The sequence below is a fragment of the Leeuwenhoekiella marinoflava DSM 3653 genome (genome assembly GCF_900129005.1).
Classification (GTDB): Bacteria; Bacteroidota; Bacteroidia; order Flavobacteriales; family Flavobacteriaceae; genus Leeuwenhoekiella; species Leeuwenhoekiella marinoflava.
The window spans coordinates 193,474-210,219 of sequence record NZ_FQUN01000009.1; the positions used below are offsets into that span (position 1 = coordinate 193,474).

The window sequence follows — 16,746 nt, forward strand, 5'->3', positions numbered from 1 at the left end:
AACTGCTATTCTTAAGGGTCTACTAAAAGAATGTGCATTCTTGGTAAAGCATAGATAAAGCTTATATCAAAATAATTTGTTTGCATTTTCACAACTGTCATTAATCGATTTAGGGAGCTATCTTTGTTTTGTAAAATTTAAAAAACAACTTAATGACATCAGTAGGTAAACAATTTCCAAACTTAGCTGTAGACGCTATGAATGAAATGGGAGATACATTTAAATTAAATGTATTAGACGAAGCAAAAAAGAACGGTAAGAAAGTTTTGCTTTTTTGGTATCCAAAAGATTTCACATTTGTATGTCCTACAGAACTTCACGCTTTTCAAGCAGCAATGAGTGAGTTTGAAAAACGTAATACGTTAGTTATAGGTGCATCTTGTGATACACCAGAAGTACACTTCGCATGGTTGAATACGCCTAAAGATAATGGCGGTATTGAAGGGGTTACTTACCCAATTTTAGCAGATACGAATCGCAACCTTGCTAACCGTCTAGGTATATTAGATGTTACTAACGAGCGCTATGATGAAGAAACAGGGGTCTTAACTGTTGATGGTGACAATGTAACCTATAGAGCTACTTATCTTATCGATGAAGAAGGAACTGTATTTCACGAAGGTGTAAACCACATGCCTGTAGGTCGTAACGTTAAAGAATTTTTAAGGTTGATAGATGCGTATGCTCACGTTCAGAAAAATGGTGAAGTATGCCCTGCTAACTGGGAAGAAGGTAAAGATGCAATGAACGCTAACCGTGACGGTGTTGCTTCCTATTTAGCTTCAAATTAATTTCTTTCACCCAACTTCATTTATTAAGAAATTAACCTTAAAAACATACATCATGATTCAAGAACTTGATCAAGACAATTTATCAGAATTAGTTAGTGATAACGAAACTGTAATTGTTCAATATATGGCAAGCTGGTGTGGTAACTGCAGATTGATGAAGCCCAAGTTTAAGAAACTTGCTTCTGAGAATGAGCATGCTAAATTTTATTTAGTAGATGCAGAAAAATATCCTGAAAGTCGAAAAATGGCTACTGTAGATAATCTACCCACTTTTGCCACTTTTAAAAACGGAACTTTTGTTAATCAGGTTCAAACCAATAAGTTTGAAAACCTAAAAGAGCTTGTAAATGAAGTTACCAGTAATTAAGCATCTGCAAAAAAACAACAGTGCTGAAGCGCTACAAAACACCATTGATGTATTAGAGTCTTTTACAGAACACCGTTCGGTAACGGATGCAGATATGGATGTTGTAGGCGAGTTGATCACCAATCTTTGTGGTGCTGTTGAAATGCACCAAATGATCTCAGAAGGAATGTCAGAACGTGATGCAGCAAACGGATTTGCTCAGAAGGTTTTGGGTTCTATAGACCGATAAATGTAGGTTAGATTTTTTAATTGAAAAGTCCTCAGCTCCCTTGACTGAGGACTTTTTTTGGTTGTAGTTATTTACTTTGATTAGCTAAAAACCAATATGATTTTAGCAAAGCTTTAATTGGAGGTCCTTCTACTATTACCTACTTTTACTAAAACCAATTTAAAATTTATGGCTACAATTACCCTTGGTGGAAACCCTACAGAGACTAATGGAGAGCTCCCTAAAGTAGGCACAACTGCCCCAGATTTCAAACTCGCTGCTACAGATTTAACTCAAATAAGCCTTGAAGACTATAAAGGAAAGCGCATCGTCATGAACATCTTTCCTAGTGTTGACACAGGTGTTTGCGCTGCTTCGGTTAGACAGTTTAATAAAGAGGCTTCTACTTTAGAAGATATTGCGGTCTTATGCATTTCCAGAGATTTACCCTTTGCACAAGCGCGCTTTTGCGGTGCAGAAGGTCTAGATAATGTTACAACGCTTTCAGATTTTAAAGACGGTTCTTTTGGTAAAGAATATGGTTTAGAAATCGCTGATGGTGCTTTTGCCGGATTGCATTCTCGCGTTGTCATTGTTTTAGATGCTGATCATAAGATTATTTACAGTGAGCAAGTACCTGAGATTGGTCAGGAGCCAGACTATGAAGCTGCACTAAGCTCCTTAAATTAAACTATGACGCAACCGCCTAAAGAGAATTTTGCAATGAATAGAATCAAAGCCTTTAAATATGCTTTTAAAGGTGCGTGGTTATTGCGTAAAGAAGCCAGCATACAAGTACAACTGGGGTGCGCGTTGGCTGTTACAATTTTGGGCTTTATATTAGATATTTCTACTACAGAATGGTGTATTCAACTCTTAGCAATAGCGCTCGTATTAGCTACAGAAGGACTCAATACGGCTATTGAAAGAATAGCAGATTTTATTCATCCTGAGTATCATAAAAAAATAGGCGTTATAAAAGATGTTTCTGCCGGTGCGGTAACCTTTGCAGCCGTTATTGCTGCGATCATTGGCTTTATTATTTATATACCTAAACTCTTCTAAAATTTTATAAGTTTAGTACCGTTTGATATTTGTATTTTTACCCGCTAATGGTTAAAACCATCCGGAAATCAAACCGCAAATAATTGAATGATTTTTCAGATTTGTAGGCGTGTAAAGTTTTATCACCTAAATACTACTTAGTCTAAGCTTAGAATGGCGAGAAAAAAAACCAAAACAAAAACTAAAGCTACAAAGCAGCCTGTAAAGTTCTCTTTTAAGCTGTCTAAACAACAGAAAATAGTTCTGGGGAGTTTTTTATTCCTTTTAGGACTTGCCTTGTTGTTTTCTTTTATCAGCTACTTTTTTACGTGGCAGGTAGATCAAAGTACGCTAGATAGTTTTAGCGACCGTAGTATGGAATCTCAAAATTGGCTCAATAAATTTGGTGCAGGTATTGGTGATTTTTTCATTTATCAAGGTTTTGGCTTGGCCGCATTTGCCTTAGCTGTATTGGTAACGCTTACCGGTTTTTATTACTTTTTTGACAAACCCAAAAAAAGCCTTCAGTCATTTTGGTTTTGGGGAATTATTGTGATGCTTTGGTTTTCGGTATTCTTCGGTTTTTTTGCAGATAAAAATCCGTTGCTGGGTGGTATGGTAGGTTTTGAACTCAATGATTTCCTTCAGGATTTTATAGGAATGATCGGCACTATTCTGGTACTTGTTTTTGTTGCCATTGTTTATTTCGCCGTAAGGCTAAAACTGACTCCGGAACTTATAGGTCAATATCTTAAATCGAAAAAACAAGCTATTTCTTCAGAATTCAATACAGATGATTCAGATGAAAGGGAGTTTGTAGACACCGCTTTTGATAAAGATCATATTGAGCTCCCTGTTGAAGAAGACCTTGAAGATATTGAAGAACCGGTATTAACAACAAAATCCCAGCCAGAACCTAAACCTGCTCCACTCGAGGTTAACAAACCTGAAGAGGAAGAGAATTTTGAAATAGAAATTGAAGAGACCGTTGAAGAGGAAGAACTTGTTGAAAATCTAAGCACCAAGCTGGTTCAAGACTTTGGTGAATTTGATCCAACTTTAGAACTGAGCAATTATAAGTTTCCGTCTATTGAGCTGCTGAAAGATTATACAAAAGGACAAAGCATTACGATAGATCAAGAAGAGCTTGAAGAAAATAAAAATCGGATTGTAGATACCCTTAAAAACTACAAAATTGATATTGCACATATTAAAGCAACAGTAGGTCCTACAGTCACCTTGTACGAGATAGTTCCCGAAGCTGGTGTGCGTATTTCAAAAATCAAGAATCTTGAAGATGATATTGCGCTGTCACTTTCTGCACTGGGAATACGTATTATTGCACCTATTCCAGGAAAAGGAACTATAGGTATTGAAGTACCTAACAAAAATGCGCGTATTGTGTCTATGCGTTCAGCGATTGCTTCTCCACGTTTTCAAAATGCAGAAATGGAATTACCGCTTACTTTAGGAAAGACCATTTCTAACGAGACTTTTGTAGTAGATCTCGCCAAAATGCCTCACTTGCTTATGGCAGGTGCGACCGGTCAGGGTAAATCGGTAGGATTGAATGCAATCTTAACTTCGTTATTGTATAAAAAGCATCCCGCTGAAGTCAAATTTGTTTTGGTCGACCCCAAAAAGGTTGAACTTACTCTGTTCAATAAAATTGAACGTCATTATCTGGCAAAACTCCCAGATTCTGAAGAAGCAATTATTACAGATAATGCTAAGGTCATCAACACCTTAAACTCACTCTGTATCGAGATGGATCAGCGTTACGATCTGCTTAAAAATGCAATGGCTCGCAACATCAAAGAGTACAATGCTAAGTTTAAAAAACGCAAATTAAACCCTAACGACGGACATAAATTTTTACCTTATATCGTTCTGGTGATCGATGAGTTTGCAGATTTGATTATGACTGCAGGTAAAGAGGTTGAAACTCCCATCGCACGTCTGGCTCAACTTGCCCGGGCAATCGGTATTCATCTTATTGTTGCCACACAGCGCCCTTCGGTAAACGTAATTACGGGTATTATCAAAGCCAACTTTCCGGCGCGAATTGCTTTTAGAGTAACTTCAAAAATAGATTCAAGAACCATTTTAGATAGCCAGGGTGCTGATCAGTTGATTGGTCGTGGAGACATGTTATTCACTCAAGGTAATTCACTGGTACGCATACAGTGTGCATTTGTAGATACTCCAGAAGTTGAAAAAATAACCGATTTTATCGGTTCACAGAAAGCCTATCCTGATGCCCACAAGCTGCCTGAATATGTAGGAGAAGAAGGTGGCACAGGTCTTGATATAGATGCCAGTGATCGGGATGTATTGTTTATGGATGCTGCAGAAGTTATTGTAACAGCGCAACAAGGAAGTGCGTCTTTACTACAACGGAAGCTTAAATTGGGGTACAACCGCGCAGGGCGAATTATAGATCAATTAGAAGCTGCCGGTGTTGTAGGACCTTTTGAAGGCAGTAAAGCCAGACAAGTTCTCGTGAATGATATGAATGGATTACACCAATTATTAAACAATGAATAATATGAAATTTTCAAAAATAAAAGTACTTACCCTGATGCTTATTGCATGTACCGGAGCTTCTACCCTATTTGCTCAGGATGCTAAAGCAAAAAAATTGCTGGATGAAGTTTCTGCCAAAGTAAAAACGTATGACAATATGTACATTGATTTTAAGTACGGGTTGTCTAATGATGCCGCAGGCATTAATCAGGAAACCCGTGGTGATGTGACTTTATACGGTGATAAATACAAACTGAATTTAATGGGTACTACCCAAATGTACGACGGTAAAAAGTTATATACCATCATCCCTGAAGACGAAGAAATCACAATTTCTACTCAGGATCCGGGAGATGATGATGCCATTACCCCTTCTAAAATGCTAACTTTTTTCAATGAAGGGTATACCTATAAATGGGATATTGAGCAAAATGTAAATGGTCGTAAAATTCAATATGTAAAACTCACCCCTATGGACTCTAACAGTGAGTTAAAGTCTGCTTTATTAGGTATTGATGCGCAAACCAAACACATTTATCGATTGATCATGACTCAAAATAACGGCAGTAAAATCACAATTACCGTTAACTCATTTAAAACTGATAAACCTTTACCTGATAACATGTTTGTTTTTGATGAAAACAAATATGGAGACTACTATATAAACCGACTAGACTAGGTTCTCTTGAAAATACTAGACCGTTACATTCTCACAACATTTATCAAGAACTTTCTCAGCACGTTCATCATCTTGATGTTCATCTTTGTCTTACAAACCGTATGGTTGTACATCAAAGAATTAGCCGGGAAAGATCTTGATTTTATGATTATTGTAAAATTTTTGATGTACTTCTCTCCCCGATTAGTAACACTGGTTTTACCCCTAACGGTCTTGCTTACCAGTATCATGACCTTCGGTAATTTTGCAGAAAACTATGAGTTTGCAGCGATGAAATCTACTGGCATTTCACTACAGCGTGCGATGCGCAGTCTTACCATCTTTATTCTAGCACTAGCCGCAACATCTTTCTTGTTTGCCAATTATGTGATTCCGGCGGCTGAGTTTGAGTCGCTTAACTTGCGCCGAAATATCGCCCAGGTAAAACCAGCTATGGCAATTACTAAGGGGCAATACACCGCTATAGGTGAAGATTATGTGATGAAAGTAGCCGATAAACAAGGTGAAAAAGGTCAGTTTTTAAAAGATGTCATTATTTATCAGAAAGATCCCTCCAGAGTGGGTAATTATACCGTAATCAAAGCTCGCGAAGGTGAATTGATAAGTGCCGAAGGAGATAATGTACTTTCCTTAAAATTAATTGACGGCAATTACTACGATGAGGTTGAGCAAAAGGATTTTAGAAAGCAAAAGCGAGAACCCTATGTAAAAAGCTATTTTGAGACCTATACCATAAACATAGATCTTTCAGAGCTTAGCAATGTAGATATGGATGAGAAGAGTATCGATAATGCATACACCATGCTCACCGTTACCCAACTGAATGACACGCTTGCAGACATCTCTAAAAATTACAATCAGTATTTAACTTCTTTAGGAAAAGGGCAGGTAAGAGAAATGCAGTTGCGCCCACTTGATTCTTCATACTTAAAGAATATAAAGAAAGACACTACACGCGTTTTAAAGGAAAACCTAATCGATAATTTTGAATTTTCAGAACAAATTCAAGTTTTAGATTATGCAAAAACCACTGTAAAAAACAACATCACCTCAATAAAACAACGCAAGACCGACAACGGTATTAAGATCAAAACTTTGAGTAAATATGAAATTGCATTACACGAAAAATTTGTTCTTGCCTTTGGCTGCATAATTCTGTTTTTTGTAGGTGCTCCTCTGGGCGCCATTATACGTAAAGGTGGTTTGGGATTACCCATTGTTATTGGAGTTGTGTTGTTTTTAACCTACCATTTCATCGGTATTTTTGCAAAGAATAGCGCCGAAGATGGTACCGTTGCAGCTTGGCTAGCCAGCTGGCTGAGTACACTTATTTTGTTTCCGTTAGGCGTTTATTTAACCTACCGGGCTACAACAGATCAAGGCTTATTTGATCTAGACGGATTTTTAGATCCAATCAAAAAATGGTTCAAAAAGAAAAAAGATATCGAAGTTGATCCTGAGCAACCTTTGATGGATTTTGACTTGTCTAATTCTGAAAAGGCAATTTTAAAAACCAAAACAAAAAGAGAGCTTCAAGACATTGTAAAAAACTATAAAGCTTACGGATATTCTAAAAAATTCAAGGATGCTGCAGAAATCTTACTGGAGACATTATAAGGGGTTTTATTAAAGTTTCAGTAATGCTACTTCAAGGTAAGAGCAAGCTAAATCGTACCTTTATATCCGCTTAAAAAAGAAAGAATATGGATACGCAAACGCGCGCCAAAAAGACCAAACTCAATACCATACCAGAAGCTATTGAGGATATAAAACAAGGTAAAGTAATCATTGTTGTAGATGATGAAGACCGTGAGAATGAGGGTGATTTTCTAGCCGCTTCAGAGCTTGTCACTGCAGAAACAATAAACTTTATGGCAACGCACGGCCGTGGCCTTATCTGTGCTCCTATCACTGAAGAACGCTGCAAAGAGCTCAAGTTAGAAATGATGGTAGGCACAAACAGTGACCCTATGGAAACTGCATTTACTGTTTCTATTGATTTAAATGGTCACGGAGTTACGACCGGTATTAGTGCTTTAGATCGCGCTAAAGCTGTAAAAGCACTCACTGATCCTGATATGAATCCGTGGGATTTCACAAGACCGGGGCACATTTTCCCGCTTAAAGCAAAAGAAGGCGGTGTTTTAAGAAGAACAGGTCATACAGAAGCCGCTATAGACTTTGCACGCCTTGCGGGCTTTGCCCCTGCTGGTGTCATCGTAGAAGTCATGAATGAAGACGGAACCATGGCTCGCTTACCGCAACTCTTTGAAATCGCAGAAAAATTTGATCTAAAAATTGTTTCCATTGCAGATCTTGTGGCGTACCGTATGCAACACGACTCGCTTATCGTTAAAAAAGAAGATTTTGAAATCAATACTCTTTTTGGAACTTTTAGACTACGCGCGTATCAGCAAACTACAAATGATCAAATACATATTGCGCTATCAAAAGGCACCTGGGTAAACGATGAACCGGTTCTTGTTCGTGTGAATTCATCTTTTGTGAATAATGACATTCTAAGTACACTAACTGAGCAAGCAGATACTAAACTCAATCAGATTTTTGAAAAGATCAATTCTGAAGGAAAGGGTGTGGTCGTTTTTATAAATCAAGAAAATTTTGCCAGTAAGTTACTCTTCCGCCTTGCGGAATTAAAAGAACACCAAGAAACCGGACGCGAACTTACAAACAATTCTAAAATGGATTTAAAAGATTTTGGTATAGGTGCTCAAATCTTACACGATCTGGGAATTTCTAAAATACGTTTACTTTCTAATAGCGAAGACCAAAAACGCGTAGGTATGGTAGGTTATGGTCTTGAAATTACCGACAAAGTAGATTACTAAAGTGTTAAATTATTGTGCATCTGTCACATAATAAAACTAAAATCGTATTTATAGGTAACTAAAAACCACAACTATGAGTACGAAATTTTACGTTACTATACTATCTATTTTAGGTTTTGGAAGTTTTTTATTTGCACAAGTACCCTCGCAAATGCGATTAACTCCGGCAGATTCGCTCTTTCAAAAATTCACTTTAAATGCTAAAGACTTTTCAGACCTGGATTTACCTGATACCGAAAAGGCGCTGAGTGAATTTATAGCTCCGGCAGAAAAACCGGATGGGTTTAAAAATCTGATGCCAATTATAGTCCCTGATAATAGGTTTGATTATAAACTGAAGATATACAAACCAAAAGAAACCTACGATTACAATATGCCCATTTTAGAACCTATAATGATTGAGCGGTATTACAGATCATAAGTGAATGATGGTCTCTTTTTGAGGTCTGCGTACTTTTTTAAAATCTGCAAACATATCATCTTCGGCACGATACCCCACAGGCAATATAAGTGCTGATGCCAGATTGTGCTTTTTAAGATCAAGAATCTCATCAAATTTTTCAGGCTCAAAACCTTCCATGGGGCAAGCATCTATTTTCTCTAATGCACAAACGGTAAGTAAGTTACCCATGGCTAAATATGCCTGGCGTATAGCCCATTCGCGTGTCTCTGATTTAGATTGATTATCAAACTTATTCGCAAGCATTTCTTTGAAAGGTTTCAAAATAGTCTCTGGAGTTTCGCGTATTTCCTGCACCCGATCAAAATAATTAGTAACAAACGGGGCTTTTACCTTTCGCTCTATACAAATAATCAAAAGATGTGATGCATCTAAAACCTGACGTTGATTCATAGCAGCTTCCATCAATTTAGCCTGTATTTCTTTATTCGCAATCACTACAAGACGTAACGGCTGTAAACCATAGGAGGTTGCCGTAAGGTTAAAAGACTCTTGTAAAACCGCTAATTTTTGTTCTTCTAAAAATCGATTCTCATCAAACTTCTTTGTTGCATAACGCCATTTAAGGCTCGAAACTACATCCATCTTAAAATTTTAGACAAATATAGTCTGCTAAAATTGCTAATCTTCTACCTAATGCTAAATTATTCTTATGTAATCATTATTAAAAACCATCATCACATTTAAAATTCTTGATACGTTATTCGCTAATCTTTACGTTAGCATTAAAACAAATGATAAGTTTACAAGACTAAATTGCCAGCAGATTTTATGTTTATAAAAAAAATACTCGCTTTACGCATACTGCGTTACCTCTTTCTAGCTGCTTTACTTGTTCTCATTTTAACGAGTTACCTATCTTATCATATTAAGAGCGAAACAGAACAATATATCTATGATGATATCAATAAAATTCCTAAAACCTATACCGCATTAGTTTTAGGAGCTAGTGTGCGCAGTAATGGTGAACTTTCTACGATGTTAAGAGATCGTGTAGAATCTGCTCTGTTATTATATCATAACGGTAAAATAAGTAGGTTTTTAGTTTCTGGAGATAACCGTACAACAAATTATAATGAACCGGTGGCCATGAAAAAGTATTTGCAAGAACGCGGTGTTCCTGAAGAAGATATTTTTATGGACTTTGCAGGTTTTGATACGTATGATTCAGTTTACCGGGCTTCCTATATTTTTGAAGTTGATAATGCAATCGTTGTTTCGCAACGTTTTCACTTACCTCGTGCAGTTTATATAGCCCGTTCTATGGGGCTTAATTTTTACGGATATAATGGAGATCGACGCGAATATGAGCTGGAAAGTAGAAACAGATTTAGAGAGATTGCTGCAAATGTAAAAGCATGGTTAGAACTTTCAATTGACAAAGAGCCTCATTTTAAGGGTGATAAAATACCCATTACCGGAAAAAATAATTAAGTCGAAAATTCATTAAAAAAGTGTGTTGTCAATCAGAAAAAACTTTCTATATTTGCACCCGCAATCAGCAAATAGCTGATGAGACACTCAGGAGAAATGGCAGAGTGGTCGAATGCGGCAGTCTTGAAAACTGTTGAGGGTCACACCTCCGGGGGTTCGAATCCCTCTTTCTCCGCTGAAAAGCCCCGAAACACCAGTGTTTACGGGGCTTTCTTTTTATGGGTGTTGAATTAGGTGTTGTTTGTAAGGTTTTTAATTTTTTAAGTTTTTGTTTTTCTCTCTCATAAAACTTAACTTGATACCACTTAAGATGGGTATTGGAATCAATTTCTCCGTTAAACTTATAGCAAATGATAACCGAAGAGCAATATTTAGAAGCTAAAAAAACAATAGATGCATACCATCAGCAATTAGAACTTCAATATGCCAACAGTAGGATTGAACTTTTTAAAGCCAAAAAGGGTGATTACATAACCTACATTGGAGGAAGTAAAAGCAAAAATCTGATAAAGGGAAAAAAGTACAGATTAACCTGCGCTCCTTGGAATATAAGAGTAGCTGTAATTAACGAATCTGGCAGAAGACAAGTTTTTAAAAACCGGTTATTTACTGTTTAAAATTCTCGAACAACCACTTCTTTGTTTAATTCGGCTTCTTCTTCCAAACGGACATCTATTTTGATGTTACCGACTTGATTTTGATATTTTAGGATTTCGCTGAACATATCAATAGGTTATTTCCTTAAGAAAATCAATCAACTCCTGTTCGACAATCTCCTCAAATTCTACCTTTGTCGTTTCATTAAATATCCGAAAGTTGTTCTTCTCTTTGATATTTTTATTTTTAAGAGTTTTTTCCTCAATTATATGTTTGATAGTTATTCTCACATTTTCATCCTCAGTAAAGAAATCAAATGTATTTTCTTCTAGTTCATAAACTCGTTCAAAAGCTCTTGGATGATAATAGTTTTCAATACAGCTTTTGGAAATCACGTATGCATTTCCGTTTGATTTTGCTCTAAATATTTCTGCTCTTTGGTTTTGTTTATCTTGTTTATTTTCTTTCTTATCGCTGTCAATTATGAGGTACAAACCTCGATTAGAACTGTCAAAATAATCAATGTTTAAAAAGCTTTCAATATCTTCTCCGCCTCCAAAAGGAAGAACAAGTATCTTGTTGTTTTGAAGTAATTTACTTCCAATAAGCTTATCGCATAGCAGATGATAGAATTTAGCATCATTGGAACTTTCCACAAAAACAATCTTCTCATGATGGTCTCTTAGATTATAACTCGGTTTAATACCTAATTCTTCTACAATGCTCATTAGAAATTCAGTATCATTCTCTTTTGACGCATTTGAATAATTAGATTGAATATCCTTTTTACATAAAACCACACCATTTACGCTTGTTGCACCTGCGAAAACTGGCGAATGTGTTGTAATAATAATTTGATTATCATTTGATAAATCCTTAAAGGCATTTAATAGATCAAGCTGAGCTGTTGGGTGTAGAAAGGTTTCAGGTTCTTCAATTAAGTAAATAATGTTATTGCCTTTACTCTTTTCAGCCAAATAACGAAATCGTGCAACCATAAACAACCTTCTGTACCCCGTGCCTTTATGGCTCATTGGAATAAACTTTTCATCTCCATCAAATTGAAAACTTACATCAACTCCCTTGATAGCGTCCTTCCAATTTACAACAGGTATAATCTGAACAGCTCTTAAAGCAGATGCATAGTCTTTCATATAGATTTTTACAGATTCCGCCTCTTTTTTCATCTCTTCAATGATTTCAGACTCTACCTTTTTTAGCTTAGTATTTTCTTCCCCTGCCTCTTTGTCGAAGTAGTCTTGAATTTCACTAACAGAATTGGTTTTAAATTTTGTATCAGCTTCTAATCCATAATCTGCTTTAAACATTTCTACGGCGGGGAACAAACTTGATATTTTAGCATCATCTTCAATCCAAAAAGAAGCTCTTTCAGCTTCTGAAAACCGTTCTCTGATATATTTTATTTTTTCAATTTTAGAATTTCTGCCTTTCCCTTTAACTGGAATTTCAATTCCATAAGTCTCTAATAAGGCATTTAATTCTTCATCAGTCTTCAAATAAAGGCCTCTTAAATCTTCTTGTTCAAAATCCTCCATCAATACATATTCAGAAGAAAATTTCTTATCAACTTTTACTGCTTCTCTCTTATATTTAATTGCTCCATCAAAAATAAAACTCTTTATATACTCATCTAATCCATCTGCCTTCTTGACTTTGGATTTTAATTTAGACATTAATAATTCTGATATATTTTCATCTTTAAAATCAAACTCTAAAACTATTGATTGGTCAATATCATTAAAATCTGAAAAAGTAATCGGAAAGCTTCTAATATCAAGAAAGGTAGCAACGCTAAATAGTACAATTGTTTTCCCTGCATCATTCTTCCCAACAATTGATGAAAGTTGTTCCAAATGGATAATCCTTTGTTCTTTAATACCCCTATAATTTGTAATTGCTATTTTAGATATATACATAAACCTAATTTTATATTATTTTAACTTCCACCCTCCTCCACATTGCTAATTAAGATGCTTGCGTAGTTTGTTTAAAAATGGTTGTTCGGAATTCCCGAACAGCCACTTCCTTATTTAATTCGCCTTCTTCAAAAACATTTTTTATGTGTTCGCTAATTGTGGCTTTTGATTTTTGAAACAACTCCTGCATTTGAGCTTGGGTAAGCCAAACGGTTTCTTCTTCCAAACGGACATCTATTTTGATGTTACCGTCCTGATTTTCGTATATAAGAATGTTGCTATTCATTATTAATTTCTAATGTATCAGTTGACCTACCTTATTAACCACCTTATATTCCAAAGCATCAAACTCATTAAAATGTGCTTTCCCACACTTAATTTTCAATTGTTCGTCGGCACTTAGTTTGTGTAAATCGACTTCGGGTGATCCGGTGTCTTTTGTTTCTGCAACAAAATAGATTTTTTTATCGTCCTTAAACACTACCGCCCAATCAGGGTTATATGTTCCAATGGGTGTTGGAATTTTAAACCAGGTCGGTAATTTGAAATAGAATTGAATCTGGTCGCTCGTTTCGCAATCTTCTGCAAATTTGCTTTCTACACCTGAATCTAAAGGAATAAATTCTTCATATATAGTTTTTGATGAATCGCTCACGTTGAATGTGAAGTCATTGAGATAGACTTCCAATTCCTGCGCTTCAAACAAAGCCATTTCATATTCTGAACCACCAATCTTTTCATATTTAATGCCGTCAATCATCAAATCATACAAGGTTCGTTTAATCGCCTGTGAAGCAAGGTCTAAAAACAACTGGGGATTTATGAGTATATCAGGTATTCTGCCAGATTCACTCAAAATCGCTTGTAATGTTGAACGTGTCAATTCCGTTTTATTTTGGATATATCCTAAAACATCAGGTATTGGCCACGTGTAACTGTCATAGGTTTCAACTTTATCTCCTGCATAACTGGTTTCAAGACCTTCATCGGTCATATGAAGTTTGACTTTTGTAGAACGTACTGAAGGGGCTTTGATTTCCGGTAAATCTTTAATTGATTTTGATGCAAGCGTAATTAAATCAGAGGTTTTATAATCTACACGATACGTCGTTCTCTTTTTGAGATTTTCCCATATTTCAAGAAATTTAGGATCTGCATCAAAGCCTTTTCGGTATTTAATGGGGGTTCGTGTGCGTTTATTTTTTATCCTGTCTTTAAACGTTACACCACATTCATCTTCAATTTCTTTTTGTAAGGTTTTGGCAAAATCATCATAAGATTCATTTGCGATAACGGTCAAACGATTTATATTTTGATCATAGGTACGCTTTCCGTTTTGATCAACTGCCAAACGTAAGCCTCTACCAATTTCTTGACGTTTCTTCATATCGGATTTTGTTTCGTTCAACGTACAGATTTGAAAGACGTTCGGGTTATCCCAACCTTCACGCAAGGCGGAATGTGAAAATATAAATTGCAAAGGATTTTCGAGGTTCAAAAGCTTCTCTTTGTCCTTCATAATCAAACTATACGTGTCATCATCTGCTTTGGTCTCTCCTGAAGTGTCTTTTAATTTTCCTTTTTTATCCTGTGAGAAATATCCATTATGCACATCAGAAACTGGAAATAGATTCAACCCTTGAAAGGTAGATTTTGAAATATATTCGTTAAAAATTTCTTCAAACCAGCTGGCAAACTTTCCTTGCACGGAATTACCATCAGCGTCATAACTTCGGTAATTAGCAACTTTATCAATAAAAAACAGCGACAATACCTTAATTCCCAATTTATTGAGACGCTTCTGCTTTTTTAAATGTTCTTCTATGGTTTTACGGATTTGGAATTTCATCAATTCATCCGTTAATCCGCCTTGGCTATCGCCTTTGTATAAAATACTGCCGTTAGATAAGGATATACAACCATTGGTTGCGTCAATTTCTTCGACTAAATAACCATCAGAATAAATTTCACGTTCATTGGAAAGGTCGTACAAATCCTTCCCTACTGAAACCGTAACTTTTTTCTTTTTAACACCGCCCTTGTCATTTACATTGATAAAAACTTTAGCTGTGACCTTGGTTTTAGTGGCGGTAATGGAATCAACCGATACAAAGGCATCATTAAACGCATTTTCCTCAATGATGCTATCTACTTCAATTTGCTTGACCAAGCCTAAATCATAAGCTTTAACAGGATTTAAGCTATAGGTAAGGTTGTATTGGTTTCGATGGGTTGCAGAATAGCGAAGCGTACAGATAGCATTCAAATTTTTAATGGCAGACGTACGTTTTTCAGTTTCCATATTTTGAGGTTCGTCAATAATCACAAACGGATTTGTGGATTGAATAAACTCAATGGGTTTACGACCATTCACCTTGTAATGTGGTTGGTTGATAATATTTTGATCCTTAGCAAAAGAATCAATATTTATTACCAGTATCTCAATGTTGTTATTGGTGGCAAAACTGCGCAATGCCGAAACTTTAGAACTATCATATACTTGAAAATTTACCGGCACATTATCGTAGAGATTTTGAAAATGCTCGGTCGTGATTTCAAGATTTTTTAAAACGCCTTCCCTAATGGCTACAGAAGGTACTACAATTACAAATTTTTTGAAATTGTAAAGCGTGTTCAGTTCGTAAATGGTTCTTAAATAAACATAAGTTTTTCCTGTTCCGGTTTCCATTTCTACAGAAAAATTCATCCCATCCAATTCCGTTGATTTTTTAATTTCGTTGGTTTCCTGAATGTCTTGTAGATTGGATAGAATTTGCTCTTCGGAAATAACAAGGTTATTCCCCACGCCATTGATAAGGCTTAAGGTGCCACTTTCCGTTAGGTCAAATTCCTGTACCGCATCTTCCAACGGTTGTCCTTCAAAGAGGTCTGTAATGGATTTAATGGCATCTTGCTGAAATTGCAGATCGGATTCAAAAGTCAGTTTCATTATTCTTGCAGATTATTAGGTTTGCCTTTATCTAAATACACATCGTCCGTTGTTTTTTTGATGGACTTTAAGAAGTCCTGTTTATCTAAAATTTCTTTTTGGTACTGTGCAATTTTATATAGTTTTTTAAACCGTTCATTTTTATTTTCTCCTTCACGAATCATATCGGCATTGGCAGATTCCAAATTGGACAAAATCGCCAATTCATTGATACTGGCAATATCTCTTAAATTTTTACCTTCTAAAGCAAGTTGCGGATTTGCCTCTCGCCATTGCTTAGCCGTAAAAGTAAATAATGCTACATTTAAAATATCTGCTTCTTCTGCATACGCCAACCATTCCGTTTCCTTTGTGTATTTGGATTGTGGAATAATATAATCTTTTACTGCATCGGTTTGAATGTGATAATTAACCTTGCTCAATATCCGTTTTACATTCCACTCTAAATTGTACTGATTGGTTTCAACTTCCTTTAAACGTTGGTATTCCTTAACTATGTAGAGCTGGAACACAGGACTAATCCACATACCGAAATTAAAGGCAATGTCTTTATGGGCATACGTACCTCCATAACGTCCAGCTTTTGCTATTACACAAGATGCATTGGTTTTCTCAATAAGTTCCTTCACACTTATTTTAAAGGCATTTGAACCTGCTGATTGTCTAATTGTGGCGAATTCGCCATAATTAAAACTGGGGTTGTGCATAGATTCCCAAGCCGAGATATAATCAAGCGTATTTGCGTTCCTCAACCAATCACTAATATAAAACGAACCGTCTTTAGCCTTTATCATATCGGTAAGGCTAATAAAATCATCTGAATTATGATTTACTATGGTAATAATATGACCATCAACCTCTATTTTTTTAATTTTTGCGCTCATTGTTCCTGTCAATATATCGT

At 36.0% G+C, this 16,746-nt stretch carries 17 protein-coding genes and 1 tRNA gene; 13 read left to right on the forward strand and 5 right to left on the reverse strand.

Going from position 1 to position 16,746, the window contains the following annotated elements; translation table 11 throughout:
* Positions 1 to 152: 152 nt before the first annotated feature.
* The 10 genes from BUB91_RS09450 (at position 153) to BUB91_RS09495 (ending at position 8,885) form a co-directional block, all read left to right on the forward strand.
* Positions 153 to 791, forward strand: coding sequence for a peroxiredoxin (locus BUB91_RS09450; protein ID WP_073098992.1), 639 nt, complete (start codon positions 153 to 155; stop codon positions 789 to 791).
* A 52-nt stretch (positions 792 to 843) separates the two neighbouring features.
* Complete coding sequence (locus BUB91_RS09455) at positions 844 to 1,158, forward strand: thioredoxin family protein (RefSeq protein ID WP_073098993.1); 315 nt, start codon at positions 844 to 846, stop codon at positions 1,156 to 1,158.
* The gene (locus BUB91_RS09460) at positions 1,139 to 1,387 is read left to right on the forward strand and encodes a DUF6952 family protein (protein ID WP_073098994.1); all 249 of its coding nucleotides are present in this window, start codon (positions 1,139 to 1,141) and stop codon (positions 1,385 to 1,387) included. The genes BUB91_RS09455 and BUB91_RS09460 overlap by 20 nt, the downstream gene beginning before the upstream one ends.
* Positions 1,388 to 1,555: 168 nt before the next feature.
* Positions 1,556 to 2,056, forward strand: coding sequence for a thiol peroxidase (tpx, locus tag BUB91_RS09465; RefSeq protein WP_073098995.1), 501 nt, complete (start codon positions 1,556 to 1,558; stop codon positions 2,054 to 2,056).
* Positions 2,057 to 2,059: 3 nt separating this feature from the next.
* Positions 2,060 to 2,431, forward strand: coding sequence for a diacylglycerol kinase (locus BUB91_RS09470; RefSeq protein ID WP_073098996.1), 372 nt, complete (start codon positions 2,060 to 2,062; stop codon positions 2,429 to 2,431).
* 153 nt (positions 2,432 to 2,584) lie between these two features.
* Positions 2,585 to 4,957, forward strand: coding sequence for a DNA translocase FtsK (locus tag BUB91_RS09475; RefSeq protein ID WP_073098997.1), 2,373 nt, complete (start codon positions 2,585 to 2,587; stop codon positions 4,955 to 4,957).
* A complete protein-coding gene (locus tag BUB91_RS09480) occupies positions 4,950 to 5,615 on the forward strand; it encodes an outer membrane lipoprotein periplasmic chaperone LolA1 (protein ID WP_073098998.1) in 666 nt (221 codons plus the stop codon). Before BUB91_RS09475 ends, BUB91_RS09480 begins: the two co-directional genes overlap by 8 nt.
* A gap of 6 nt (positions 5,616 to 5,621) precedes the next feature.
* Entirely contained in the window at positions 5,622 to 7,232 is a 1,611-nt protein-coding gene (locus BUB91_RS09485) for an LptF/LptG family permease (RefSeq protein WP_241652591.1), read from the forward strand.
* Positions 7,233 to 7,318: 86 nt separating this feature from the next.
* Positions 7,319 to 8,464: a 3,4-dihydroxy-2-butanone-4-phosphate synthase gene (gene ribB, locus BUB91_RS09490; RefSeq protein ID WP_073098999.1), complete on the forward strand. Its 1,146-nt coding sequence runs from the start codon at positions 7,319 to 7,321 to the stop codon at positions 8,462 to 8,464.
* Between the two features lie 73 nt (positions 8,465 to 8,537).
* Positions 8,538 to 8,885, forward strand: coding sequence for a hypothetical protein (locus BUB91_RS09495; protein ID WP_073099000.1), 348 nt, complete (start codon positions 8,538 to 8,540; stop codon positions 8,883 to 8,885).
* On the opposite strand, the gene BUB91_RS09500 is transcribed toward BUB91_RS09495, so the two are convergent.
* Complete coding sequence (locus BUB91_RS09500; protein WP_073099001.1) at positions 8,880 to 9,509, reverse strand: NAD(P)H-dependent oxidoreductase; 630 nt, start codon at positions 9,507 to 9,509, stop codon at positions 8,880 to 8,882. The genes BUB91_RS09495 and BUB91_RS09500 overlap by 6 nt on opposite strands.
* 186 nt (positions 9,510 to 9,695) lie before the next feature.
* Here BUB91_RS09500 and BUB91_RS09505 point away from each other — a divergent pair, with 186 nt between their 5' ends.
* The 3 genes from BUB91_RS09505 to BUB91_RS09515 all read left to right on the forward strand — a co-directional run bounded on the left by BUB91_RS09505 (position 9,696) and on the right by BUB91_RS09515 (position 10,975).
* Entirely contained in the window at positions 9,696 to 10,358 is a 663-nt protein-coding gene (locus BUB91_RS09505) for a SanA/YdcF family protein (RefSeq protein WP_073099054.1), read from the forward strand.
* Positions 10,359 to 10,448: 90 nt separating this feature from the next.
* Positions 10,449 to 10,533 (forward strand) — tRNA-Ser (locus tag BUB91_RS09510).
* Positions 10,534 to 10,708: 175 nt separating this feature from the next.
* Positions 10,709 to 10,975, forward strand: a complete 267-nt coding sequence (locus tag BUB91_RS09515; protein ID WP_073099002.1) for a hypothetical protein — start codon at positions 10,709 to 10,711, stop codon at positions 10,973 to 10,975.
* A gap of 108 nt (positions 10,976 to 11,083) precedes the next feature.
* On the opposite strand, the gene BUB91_RS09520 is transcribed toward BUB91_RS09515, so the two are convergent.
* From BUB91_RS09520 to BUB91_RS09535, 4 genes are read right to left on the reverse strand one after another with little or no spacing between them, the layout of a single operon-like run.
* Entirely contained in the window at positions 11,084 to 12,892 is a 1,809-nt protein-coding gene (locus tag BUB91_RS09520) for an ATP-dependent nuclease (RefSeq protein ID WP_073099003.1), read from the reverse strand.
* A 49-nt stretch (positions 12,893 to 12,941) separates the two neighbouring features.
* Positions 12,942 to 13,178 (reverse strand): virulence RhuM family protein, encoded by a 237-nt coding sequence (locus tag BUB91_RS09525; RefSeq protein ID WP_206635271.1) that lies wholly within the window; start codon positions 13,176 to 13,178, stop codon positions 12,942 to 12,944.
* Positions 13,179 to 13,187: 9 nt separating this feature from the next.
* Positions 13,188 to 15,842, reverse strand: a complete 2,655-nt coding sequence (locus BUB91_RS09530) for a restriction endonuclease (RefSeq protein WP_073099004.1) — start codon at positions 15,840 to 15,842, stop codon at positions 13,188 to 13,190.
* Positions 15,842 to 16,738 carry a KilA-N domain-containing protein gene (locus BUB91_RS09535; protein WP_449543907.1) on the reverse strand — a complete coding sequence of 299 codons (897 nt, stop codon included), beginning with the start codon at positions 16,736 to 16,738 and terminating at the stop codon, positions 15,842 to 15,844. The genes BUB91_RS09530 and BUB91_RS09535 overlap by 1 nt, the downstream gene beginning before the upstream one ends.
* Positions 16,739 to 16,746 lie beyond the last annotated feature (8 nt).

Coding starts and splice junctions, on each gene's coding strand:
- BUB91_RS09450 (WP_073098992.1), top strand. CDS start 153: ATGACATCAGTAGGTAAACAATTTCCAAACTTAGCTGTAGACGCTATG.
- BUB91_RS09455 (WP_073098993.1), top strand. CDS start 844: ATGATTCAAGAACTTGATCAAGACAATTTATCAGAATTAGTTAGTGAT.
- BUB91_RS09460 (WP_073098994.1), top strand. CDS start 1,139: ATGAAGTTACCAGTAATTAAGCATCTGCAAAAAAACAACAGTGCTGAA.
- tpx (WP_073098995.1), top strand. CDS start 1,556: ATGGCTACAATTACCCTTGGTGGAAACCCTACAGAGACTAATGGAGAG.
- BUB91_RS09470 (WP_073098996.1), top strand. CDS start 2,060: ATGACGCAACCGCCTAAAGAGAATTTTGCAATGAATAGAATCAAAGCC.
- BUB91_RS09475 (WP_073098997.1), top strand. CDS start 2,585: ATGGCGAGAAAAAAAACCAAAACAAAAACTAAAGCTACAAAGCAGCCT.
- BUB91_RS09480 (WP_073098998.1), top strand. CDS start 4,950: ATGAATAATATGAAATTTTCAAAAATAAAAGTACTTACCCTGATGCTT.
- ribB (WP_073098999.1), top strand. CDS start 7,319: ATGGATACGCAAACGCGCGCCAAAAAGACCAAACTCAATACCATACCA.
- BUB91_RS09495 (WP_073099000.1), top strand. CDS start 8,538: ATGAGTACGAAATTTTACGTTACTATACTATCTATTTTAGGTTTTGGA.
- BUB91_RS09500 (WP_073099001.1), bottom strand. CDS start 9,509: ATGGATGTAGTTTCGAGCCTTAAATGGCGTTATGCAACAAAGAAGTTT.
- BUB91_RS09505 (WP_073099054.1), top strand. CDS start 9,696: ATGTTTATAAAAAAAATACTCGCTTTACGCATACTGCGTTACCTCTTT.
- BUB91_RS09515 (WP_073099002.1), top strand. CDS start 10,709: ATGATAACCGAAGAGCAATATTTAGAAGCTAAAAAAACAATAGATGCA.
- BUB91_RS09520 (WP_073099003.1), bottom strand. CDS start 12,892: ATGTATATATCTAAAATAGCAATTACAAATTATAGGGGTATTAAAGAA.
- BUB91_RS09525 (WP_206635271.1), bottom strand. CDS start 13,178: ATGAATAGCAACATTCTTATATACGAAAATCAGGACGGTAACATCAAA.
- BUB91_RS09530 (WP_073099004.1), bottom strand. CDS start 15,842: ATGAAACTGACTTTTGAATCCGATCTGCAATTTCAGCAAGATGCCATT.